The sequence below is a fragment of the Kiloniellales bacterium genome (genome assembly GCA_030064845.1).
Classification (GTDB): Bacteria; Pseudomonadota; Alphaproteobacteria; order Kiloniellales; family JAKSDN01; genus JASJEC01.
Genome location: JASJEC010000107.1, coordinates 1 through 9,938, shown reverse-complemented (window position 1 = coordinate 9,938; position 9,938 = coordinate 1). Strand labels below are relative to the sequence as shown.

Below are 9,938 nucleotides of genomic sequence, written 5' to 3'. Positions count from 1 at the left end.
AGTCGATCTTCTACGACCGCGGCGACGTCTTCTTCGCCTCGATCCACGGCGACCCGCGCCAGGAGTTCCCCTACTTCCTCGGCTACGCCGACGAGACCGGCGAAGGCGCGGGCGAAGGCTGCACCGCCAACTACCCGCTGGCCTGGGGCAGCGGCTTCGATCTCTGGTCGCAAGCCCTGGACGACGCCTGCGGCAAGATTGCGGGCTTCGGCGCCGAGGCCCTGGTCGTCTCCCTCGGCGTCGACACCTTCAAAGAAGACCCGATCTCCCAGTTCAAGCTGGAAAGCTCGGACTACCCGACCATCGGCGCCCGCCTCGCCGCTCTCGGCTTGCCGACCCTCTTCGTGATGGAAGGCGGCTACGCCGTGGCGGAGATCGGGATCAACGCCGTGGGCGTGCTTGAGGGCTTCGAGGGGGCGACATAAGAAGCCCCTTTCTCACGATCACTACCGGGCTCGTCCCAGGCATCCACGGGTGCAGGGGCACCATGGATTGCCAGATCAAGTCCGGACCTGACAGCTGGTGTGCTAGGTGGCGGGTCCTGCACGGATCGCACGACGGCGGCCTGCCACAATGCAGATGAAGGTCAAGATCGGGACCAACAGGAGTTGAGATCCCAAGGGATTGAGGAACAGACCTGGCCAGTAGGAACGGCCGAGGTAGCTGCCGATCACGAAAGGATCGGTCAAGACAATGAACATCTCGTTCGTCCAGTTGCCCGCCAGGATCATGACCATCGCAGGGCCCAGCGACAGGATCACAAAGGCAATGCCGCAGAGGAGCACGGCCAAATGGCTGGCCCGGTAAGGAAACCTTCTCGCAATCAGATAGAGCAGAATCGCGAATACCGTCGACGGCACGAGGACCGCTACTGAGCCAAGGACCAAGCCTGGTAAGAGCGTATGCAGGACTTCGGCATCGAGGTCTCGCCAGGATGACTCAAACCATGAGAACTCCACGCCATGTGCCGCGAGGTAAACGCTGACGGCATCGTGCAAAAAGATCACTTCTAGGCACCAAACGCCGAGCAAGAGTACTCCAAGTGTAATCATGTATAGGCGCATCGACAGATCACGCGGTTCTTCTCAAGATACACAAACCCAACTCTAACCTATCCGGTTTGCGTCACTTGAAGAAGCCGATCAAGAGCGGGTTGGGCATACGAGAAAGGGCAAACAAACCGCCTCGGAGATCCGTCTTCCGCGATTTCTTCCTGAGCGTCCGGAACAGTGCCACTGGCACTGTTCCGGACGCTCAGCCCTTCACGCACACGACCTGCTTCAGGGTGTGCAGGACCTCGACCAGGTCGGACTGGGCGGCCATGACCGCGTCGATGTCCTTGTAGGCGGCCGGGGTCTCGTCGATGACGCCCTGGTCCTTGCGGCACTCGACGCCCTCGGTTGCGGCGCGGTGGTCCTTCAGGGTGAAGCGCCGCTTGGCCTCGCTGCGCGACATCACTCGGCCGGCGCCGTGGGAGCAGGAGTGGAAGGCCTCGGCGTTGCCCTTGCCGCGCACGATGAAGGAGCGCGCGCCCATCGAGCCCGGGATGATCCCCAGGTCGCCCTCGCGGGCCCGCACCGCGCCCTTGCGGGTCACCCAGACGTTCTCGCCGAAGTGGCTCTCCCGCTCCACGTAGTTGTGGTGGCAGTTGACCGCGACCTTGGCGGTCTTGAACTTCGGCAGGTGCTTCTTCAGGGCCTCCAGGGTGCGCGCCATCATCACCTCGCGGTTGGCGCGGGCGTAGTCCTGGGCCCAGCCGACCGCCTCGGTGTAGTCGGCGAAGAGCGCGTCCTCGCCCTCGACGAAGAAGGCCAGGTCCTTGTCCGGCAGGGTCCCGGACAGGAAGCGTTTCTCGATGCCGCGGCGGGCCTCCTGGATGAAGTAGGTGCCGACCTTGTTGCCGGTGCCGCGCGAGCCAGAGTGCAGCATCACCCAGACCAGGCCCGCCTCGTCCAGGCAGACCTCGACGAAGTGGTTGCCGCCGCCCAGGGTGCCCATCTGGGCCAGGGCCTTGTGGGTGAAGATCTTCGGATGCTTGGCGACCACGGCCTGCAGGCGCTCGGCCAGGTCGCTGCGGCCGAAGGCGGTCTCCGCCCGCGCCGGGACCTGGCCGTCCCGCCAGTCGCCGCCCTTGCCGTTGCCGACCGGCACCGCGCGCTCGATCTCGGCGCGGAGCTTGGCCAGGGAGTCGGGCAGGCGCTCGGCCTTGAGGTCGGTCTGCACCGCCATCATGCCGCAGCCGATGTCGACCCCGACCGCGGCCGGGATGATCGCGCCCTTGGTCGCGATCACCGAGCCGACGGTCGCGCCGCGGCCCAGGTGCACGTCGGGCATGGCGGCCACGTGCTTGTGGATGAAGGGCAGCGCGGCGATGTTCTCCAGCTGCCGGCGCGCGGCGTCCTCGACCGGAACGCCCTTGATCCAGGCCTTGATGGGCTTGCCGCGGGTCTCGATGAACTCGAAGCCGCTCATGGTCTTCGCTCCTGCTTTGGCGGGGCTTACCTTGCCCCAAAAAAACTTAACCCCTCCTTGGCCACGGCCCGGGAGGGGTTTTCGAAGGCGTTGCCGACGATCTTCGGGTCGTCATGAACGCGGCGGAAAGCTCCCTTCCGGCAGGACGCGGCAAGCCCGCGCGTCCATTGGGACGGCGGTCCGGCTGCGATCCTTCGCAAGGTATGGCGATCTCATGGTCATGCCGACACGTCCGCTGACCCCGACGCCCATCGCCGGGGGCCGACTGTGTAGCGCCGGCCGTACACGGAAGTCAAGAAAGACCAAAGACCGCGCACTGTCTTCTGGCGTCTCGCAAGGGTCTTGATCCGCAGAGGCGAAACCAGATGACTTGCCTTTACTCTCTGAAAAAAAGGGATATATCCCTGCCCAATCGAATCCTGTCGAGCGGTGTATGATCTGGTTGCCACCTTTGGGCGGATAGAGGATGCCAGTTCACAGGGAGGTGCGATTTGCCGGCAGATCAGTCACCCTTTCACCGCGGCGAGAAGGAGATCCAGACCCGCCTCGGCATGGCGGACAAGATGGAGGATCTCGGCCGCCGGATGATCCGCCGCGAGATGCCGGCCGAGCATCAGGCCTTCTTTTCCCTCTTGCCCCTTCTGATCGTCGGCACGCTGGACGCGGCCGGCCGGCCCTGGGCCTCGGTCCTGGCCGGCGAGCCCGGCTTCCTGCGACCGACCGAGGCCCGCAGGCTGCAGGTGACGGCGCGGCCGATCTACGGTGATCCCCTGAACGAGTCCCTCGTCGAGGGCGCGGACATCGGCGCTCTGGGGCTCGAGTTCCCGACCCGCCGGCGCAATCGCCTCAACGGCAAGGTTTCTCGAAAGACGCCCGAGGGCTTCGAGATCGAGGTGCTGCAGAGCTTCGGCAACTGCCCGAAATACATCCAGGCCCGCCGGCCAGCCCTGGCCGGCGAGGTCGCGCAGATCGGCGAGAAGCGGCCGGTGCAGCGCGGAGACGCCCTAACCAAGGACCAGGCCGCCCTCGTCGCGCGCGCCGACACCCTGTTCATCGCCAGCCAGTTCTCGGAGGCCAGCGCGGATTGGCGCCACGGAGTCGACGTGTCGCACCGTGGCGGCAGGCCCGGCTTCGTCCTGGTCGCCCACGAGACCCTGCTGTTGCTTCCGGACTACTCCGGCAACTGCATGTTCAACACGCTCGGCAACATCTCGGTCAATCCGAAGTGCGGCCTGATCTTCATCGACTTCGAGCACGGCGACACGCTGCAGCTGACCGGCGAGGCCGAGATCCTCTGGGACCCGGCGCACACCCGGCGCTTTCCGGGCGCAAAGCGGGTGCTGGCCTTCTCCGTCCAGGAGGCGCTGCAGATCGAACGAGCTTTGCCCTTCGCCTGGACGTTCCAGGACCACTCGCCCGTCTTCGACAAGCCGGAGTTCACCGATGGCGGCGAAGCTGCGGTCGCCGACCCGCCCAGCATGACCTTGAAGTCGGTCAACGTCTCGCTGCCCAAGGAGATCCTGCACGACGGCAAGGCGATCACGACCGGGATCTTCAAGGAGCCGGTCGAGGGGCGGGTGATGCTGCGCCGTTTGAATCTCGACGGCGACGGCCAGGCGGATCTCTGGGGCCACGGCGGGGCCTTCCGGGCGGTCTACGTCTACCCCTTCGAGAACTACGCCCACTGGGCCCGGGAACTGGACCGCAACGACTTCGAGATCGGCCAGTTCGGCGAGAACTTCACCGTCGAGGGCATGCTGGAGGAGGAAGTCCACGTGGGCGACGTCTTCCGGGTCGGCGGCGCCCTGGTCGAGGTCAGCCAGCCGCGCGTGCCCTGCTACAAGCTGGCGATCAAGATGGGCATCGAGGGCTTCCAGAACCAGTTCCTGGCGAGCGGCCGGATCGGCTTCTATTTCCGCGTCCTCGAGGAGGGCGAGGTCGGCGCCGGCGACCGCCTGGTTCTGGTCCGCCGGGACCCGGAAGCCCTGAGCGTGCGCGCGGTCAACGAACTCCTCTACTTCGACAAGGAGAATTTGGAGGAGACCGGCCGGGCCTTGGCCATGCCGGCGCTGTCGCACGGCTGGAAGGGCTCCTTCGAGGAGCGCCTGGCCAAGGCCGAGGGCGGCACCGAGGCCGGTCAGGGCTATCGGAACTTCCTGGTCGAGCGCAAGGAACCCGAGAGCGAGATCATCACCTCCTTCTACCTGGTGCCGGAAGACGGCGCGGCCCTGCCGCCCTATCTGCCGGGCCAGTTCCTCACCTTCGAGCTGACGATCCCGGGGCAGGAGAAGCCGGTCATTCGCACCTATTCGCTCTCCGACAGCCCCAATCCGGAGCGCTACCGCGTCAGCATCAAGCGGGAGCCGGCCCCCGAGGATCGACCCGAGCTGCCGCCCGGCCTGTCGTCCAACTTCTTTCATGACCGGATCGAGGTCGGCAGCAAGCTTCGCATCGGCGCGCCGCGCGGCAAGTTCCACATCGACCCGGAGGGCGATCGGCCGGTCGTGCTGCTGAGCGGCGGGGTCGGCCTGACCCCGATGGTCAGCATGCTGAACAGCATCGTCGACGGCGGCAAGCGGCGCCCGGTCTGGTTCATCCACGGCGCGCGCAACGGCCGAGAGCATGCCATGGGTGCGCACGTCCGGCGGCTGGCGGCTGAGCACGAGAACGTGCGGGTCCACATCCGCTACAGCCAGCCGGACTCGCAGGACGTCGAGGGCCGCGACTACGACAGCCAAGGCCGGGTCGACATCGCCTTGCTGAAGCAGCTATTGCCCTTCGACGACTACGACTTCTACATCTGCGGGCCGACGCCTTTCATGCGCGCGCTCTACTGCGGCCTGCTGGCCCTCGACGTCTCGGAAAGCCGGCTCAACTACGAATTCTTCGGCCCGGCTTCGACGCTGCAGGAAGAGGCCAAGCCGCTCGGCCCAGCCAAGGTGCCGAGCGCCGAGGCCGAGCTCGCCGGCGGCCTCCAGGTGACCTTCGCCCGCTCGGGCGTGACCGCCGACTGGGACCCGAGCTGCGAGAGCATCCTGGACCTGGCCGAACGGCAGGGCCTGAGCCCCGACTTCAGCTGCCGCTCGGGCATCTGCCAGACCTGTATCTCTACCCTGGTCGAAGGCGAGGTCGAATATTTCGAGGAGCCACTGGACGAGTTGCCGTCCGGCAGCGTTCTCATCTGCTGCTCGAAGCCCAAGTCCAATCTGGTGATCGAGGTCTGACCGCCGGCGTCGGGCCTGAGGCGATCCCTCGCCGCTATTCCAGCGGTTTTAGGTCGCCCAGCAGGGTCGGAATCAACTCGGTGACGGTCGGGTGGATGTGCACGGCGCGCCGGATCACGCTGTAGGGCGCGTCGGCGTACATCACGTCGAGCAGGCAGTGGATCACTTCGTCGCCGCCGATGCCGAGGATGGCGGCGCCGAGGATCTTCTCTGACTTGGCGTCGACCAGGATCTTCATGAAGCCCTGGGTCTCGCCGCGCTCACGGGCGCGGCCGATGCGCGTCATCGCCATCTTGCCGATCAGGGCCTTGCGGCCCGACTCCCGGACCTCCCGCTCGGTCATGCCGATCCGGCCCAGCGGCGGATCGGTGAAGAGCCCGTAGGCCAGGATGCGGTCGGTCACGCGGCGCGGGTCGTCGTCGAAGAGGTTGGCCGCGAGAATCTCGAAATCGTTGTAGGAGGTGTGGGTGAAGGCGCCGCGGCCGTTGACGTCGCCGATCGCCCAAATCCCGGGCACGTTGGTCCGGAGCTGATCGTCGACGACGACGAAGCCGCGCGGATCGGTCTCGACTCCGGCCGCCTCCAGGCCGAGGTCGTGGGTGTTGGGCACCCGGCCCACGGCCAGGAGCACGTGACTGCCGACGATCTCGTCCGGCGCCGGCGCGCAGTCGACGGTGACCGCGACCTGGTCGCCGCGCTTGGCGAAGCCGACGCATTCCGCCTTGAGGCGGACCTCGATACCCTCGGCCTCCAGGATCGCCTTGACCTCGGCGGAGACGTCCTCGTCGTCGCGCGCGATCAAGCGGTCGCCCATCTCCACGACCGTCACCCGGCTGCCGAAGCGCCGATACATCTGGGCGAATTCCAGACCGATGTAGCTGCCGCCGATGACGATCAGATGCTCCGGCAGGAAGTCCACCTCCATCATTGAGGAGTTGGTGAGGTAGTTCACCTCGTCCAGGCCGGGCATGTCCGGGACCCGGGCGCGCCCGCCGACGTTGAGGACGATCTTCTCGGCCTCGAGCAGCTCACCGTTGACCCGGACCGAGGTCGCGCTCTCCAGGCGGCCGTGGCCCTCGTAGACGGTGAGGTTCTCCATCGTCTTGAGCCACTTGGTCACGCCCTCGTTGGATTGCCGCACGACCGCGTCCTTGCGGGCCTTGACCCGCTGCATGTCGACCGCGATCGGGCCCTCGATGGTCACGCCGTAGTCGGCGCCGCGCCGCGCCACGTGGGCGGCCCGGGCGCTCGCCACCAGGGTCTTGGTCGGAATGCAGCCGACGTTGACGCAGGTGCCGCCGAAGAGCTTCCGCTCGATGATCGCCGTCTTCAGGCCTTCGTGGGTCATGCGGGCGGCGAGCGACGGCCCGGCCTGGCCGGTGCCGACGATGATCGCATCGAAGCGTTCCGCCATGTCGTCTCTCCCCGTTCTGGCGATTTTGACCTTGATCCGATCAGCCTAGAGGACTCGCCTCGCGGTGCGGACCGAATTCCGGCGTGCATCAGGGGCAGAAGGACCAATGTCGACGCATGACGTTGATACCGATCCTCCAAGTCCCGCAAATGTGCCTAACTCCTGGTGAGGCGGCGCTCTAGATTTGCGATGCTCCGAGACAGCGCCAATGTGTCATCCGACTGCCAGCCTCTTTCCATGCAAGCCCGCTCGACTGACCTGGCGGCGTTCAGCAGCACGGAACAAAACTCCGTGGGTTTGGTTTCAAATGAAGCCACAATCTGTCGTTTGGACGCGTCGTGAATGCAATTGAGCCTGACCAGCCCATCGGCTATCGGGATCGCCTCAAGGAGAAATGGTCCATCCATGAAGCGCAAGTCGATGCCTGAGCTGTCACCGTCAATAAGGCTTGCGACTGAATCCAGCCACCAGGAGAGGACAACGACCGGGAAATCGGTCCAGTTCAATTCGGGAAACGGACTTCTACCAAGGGCGAAATGTATCTCGCCAATGATTGAGCCAAGCCCCGTTTGGCAAAGACTGTCTTCTTTGACGACCACTCCAATGCGGGCTTCGGTCATTCCTCACCTCGAAACGCAAATTGGCTCAGCGGTAGAGCAGCGGGTTTATACCCCGTAGCGCCGGATAAGCGGCAGGCCGTGGGTTCGAATCCCACCTCCTTTGTCAGCATTTCAGGGTCGGCCCCGGCCTCCGGCTGTCTCAAAACGCGTAGTCCGGCAGGACCTCATCGACCGGGGTGGCTTCGATGCCGAGGTCGACGAGCGACAGGGCGCCCTCGGCGACCAGGTTGTCCTGTCGCATCAGGGCGACCTGCGCGCTGGTTACGGGTGGCGCGGGAAGGACAGACGCCAGGATCGCCACGACCTGCCAAAGCCAAAACGGCACTGGGAGCAGCAGACACCGCCGCTTCGCGCGCGCCATGACCAGCTCGATGAGGGCGCGGTAGCTGTAGATGCCGGGGCCGCCGAGCTCGTAGGTCTTGCCCGGCGCCTCGGGATGATCGAGGGCCCGGAGCACAGCCTCGGCGACGTCACCCACGTAGACCGGCTGCAACCTGGTGTGACCGCGTCCGAAAAGTGGCAGCACCGGGGTTCGGGACGTAATGGCTGCCAGGGTGGTCAAGAAGCTGTCCTCGGGTCCGAAGAGGACGCTGGGACGCAGGATCGTGGCGTGCCTGAAGGCGTCCATGACCAGCAGCTCGCCCTTGGCTCGCGCCCGGACGTAGCGCGATTCGGATTGCAGGTCGGCACCGATGCCGGAGATGTGGACCAAGCGCTCGACGCCCAGAGCCGCAGCCTGCTGCGCCACGTTGAGCGCGCCGCGTTCGTGAATCGCCTCGAAGGTCTCGGCGCCCTTTTCGACATAGAGCCCGACCGCGTTGACGACCGCCTGGGCGCCCTCGATGGCGGATGCGACGGCGGTCTCGTCGCGCAGGTCTGCGTAGACCGGCTGCAGGGTGCCGCCTCGATCCGATCGGCGGTCGACCGCGACAGGGTCGGGGTGCCGGGCTGCGAGGCGGACCGTGATTCCCTCGGACAGGAGTCGCGCGACGATCGCGCGGCCAAGGAAACCCGTGCCGCCGAAGACGGTCACGCAGCCGGGGCGCGAATCCGCTGCCATTTCGTTGCTTCCAGGCATCTCCTAGGTGCCGCCCTGCCGCTATGTCTCACGAGGCAAGCGAGCGCGGCCCGATCTCGCGGCCCAGGTCAGCGGCCCCAGGGGAAGGCGTCGCGCGGCGGCAGTTCGCCCTCGGCCTGACCCAGGGCATCGGCGATCCGCAGGCCCTCGTTCCACTTCGCCATGCGCTCGGAGCGCGCGAAGGAGCCGACCTTGAGTTGCTTGACGCCCCAGCCGACGGCGAGATGGACGATCGTGACGTCCTCGCTCTCGCCCGAGCGCGCCGAGACGATGGCCTCCCAACCCGCCGCGCGCGCCGCCTCTAAAGCGGCGCGCGCCTCGCTCAAGGTGCCGGCCTGGTTCGGCTTGATCAGCGCGGTGTTGCAAGCTCCGGTCGCGGCGGCCTCGGCGATCCGCCCGGCTTTGGTGCAGATGAAGTCGTCGGCGACGACCTCGACCTGCGGTCCGGCGGCGGCCGTGAAGCGGGCCAGGGTCGCGCCGTCGTCCTCGCCGAGCGGATCCTCGATGGCGACGATGGGGTAGCGCGCGAGCCAGCCAAGCAACATCTCGGACAGCGCCTCGCCATCGACCTCTCGGCCGTCTCGGGCCAGGCGATAGCGGCCGCCCTGGCCGAAGTCGGTCGCGGCGATGTCGAGCGAGATCGCGACCTCCTCGCCGGGGATTCGTCCCGCCCGCTCGATGGCCCGGACCAGGACGTCCAGCGCCTGCTCGTTGCTGTCGAAGGCCGGCCAGAAGCCACCCTCGTCCGCCACCCCCTGCAGCAGCCCGGCCTCGGCCATCAGCTGTCCCGCGGCGCGGTAGACCTCGGCGGTCCAGTCGAGCGCCTGGGCGTAGCTCCCGGCACCGACCGCGATCACCATGAAGTCCTGGACGTCGACGCGCCGTCCGGCATGCGCGCCGCCGCCGAAGATCTGCACCTCGGGCAGCGGCAGGCGCAGATCGGCGCCGGGCTCGGCAAGGTGGCGCCAGAGCGGGAAGCCCCGTGCGGCGGCCGCGGCGTGGGCCACGGCCATCGAGGTCGCGACCAGGGCGTTGCCGCCGAGGCGCGCGCGGTTGGGCGTGCCGTCCAGCGCCACCAGGGCCGCGTCGATGCCGGCTTGGTCGCTGGCCGCGCGACCGCGCAGCAGGTC

Annotated in this window: 8 protein-coding genes and 1 tRNA gene; 3 read left to right on the top strand and 6 right to left on the bottom strand. The window is 66.7% G+C overall.

What is annotated here, in order from left to right:
- The coding region (locus QNJ67_23085; protein MDJ0611875.1) for a histone deacetylase family protein at positions 1-425 on the top strand (425 nt) is incomplete at its 5' end.
- A 102-nt stretch (positions 426-527) separates the two neighbouring features.
- Here QNJ67_23085 and QNJ67_23080 read toward each other — a convergent pair.
- Together QNJ67_23080 and QNJ67_23075 are read right to left on the bottom strand one after the other, a co-directional pair.
- Positions 528-998 (bottom strand): hypothetical protein, encoded by a 471-nt coding sequence (locus QNJ67_23080; protein ID MDJ0611874.1) that lies wholly within the window; start codon positions 996-998, stop codon positions 528-530.
- Positions 999-1,254: 256 nt separating this feature from the next.
- Positions 1,255-2,472 carry an RtcB family protein gene (locus tag QNJ67_23075; GenBank protein ID MDJ0611873.1) on the bottom strand — a complete coding sequence of 406 codons (1,218 nt, stop codon included), beginning with the start codon at positions 2,470-2,472 and terminating at the stop codon, positions 1,255-1,257.
- Positions 2,473-2,963: 491 nt separating this feature from the next.
- Here QNJ67_23075 and QNJ67_23070 point away from each other — a divergent pair, with 491 nt between their 5' ends.
- Positions 2,964-5,696 (top strand): MOSC domain-containing protein, encoded by a 2,733-nt coding sequence (locus QNJ67_23070; protein ID MDJ0611872.1) that lies wholly within the window; start codon positions 2,964-2,966, stop codon positions 5,694-5,696.
- A 34-nt stretch (positions 5,697-5,730) separates the two neighbouring features.
- Here the strand turns inward: QNJ67_23070 and QNJ67_23065 are convergent, their stop codons facing one another.
- Both QNJ67_23065 and QNJ67_23060 read right to left on the bottom strand, forming a co-directional pair.
- Positions 5,731-7,110 carry an FAD-containing oxidoreductase gene (locus tag QNJ67_23065; protein MDJ0611871.1) on the bottom strand — a complete coding sequence of 460 codons (1,380 nt, stop codon included), beginning with the start codon at positions 7,108-7,110 and terminating at the stop codon, positions 5,731-5,733.
- 155 nt (positions 7,111-7,265) lie between these two features.
- Positions 7,266-7,730: a hypothetical protein gene (locus tag QNJ67_23060; protein MDJ0611870.1), complete on the bottom strand. Its 465-nt coding sequence runs from the start codon at positions 7,728-7,730 to the stop codon at positions 7,266-7,268.
- Between the two features lie 22 nt (positions 7,731-7,752).
- Between QNJ67_23060 and QNJ67_23055 the strand changes: the two genes are divergently transcribed.
- A tRNA-Ile gene (locus QNJ67_23055) sits at positions 7,753-7,826 on the top strand.
- A 43-nt stretch (positions 7,827-7,869) separates the two neighbouring features.
- Here the strand turns inward: QNJ67_23055 and QNJ67_23050 are convergent.
- Both QNJ67_23050 and QNJ67_23045 read right to left on the bottom strand, forming a co-directional pair.
- A complete protein-coding gene (locus QNJ67_23050) occupies positions 7,870-8,790 on the bottom strand; it encodes a complex I NDUFA9 subunit family protein (protein ID MDJ0611869.1) in 921 nt (306 codons plus the stop codon).
- Between the two features lie 86 nt (positions 8,791-8,876).
- Positions 8,877-9,938, bottom strand: a 1,062-nt coding sequence (locus QNJ67_23045) for an enolase C-terminal domain-like protein (protein MDJ0611868.1), incomplete at its 5' end; no start/stop codon positions are given.

Excerpts from the sequence above, each read along its gene's own strand:
- QNJ67_23060 (MDJ0611870.1), bottom strand. The coding sequence starts at position 7,730 with ATGACCGAAGCCCGCATTGGAGTGGTCGTCAAAGAAGACAGTCTTTGC.
- QNJ67_23050 (MDJ0611869.1), bottom strand. The coding sequence starts at position 8,790 with ATGGCAGCGGATTCGCGCCCCGGCTGCGTGACCGTCTTCGGCGGCACG.
- QNJ67_23065 (MDJ0611871.1), bottom strand. The coding sequence starts at position 7,110 with ATGGCGGAACGCTTCGATGCGATCATCGTCGGCACCGGCCAGGCCGGG.
- QNJ67_23075 (MDJ0611873.1), bottom strand. The coding sequence starts at position 2,472 with ATGAGCGGCTTCGAGTTCATCGAGACCCGCGGCAAGCCCATCAAGGCC.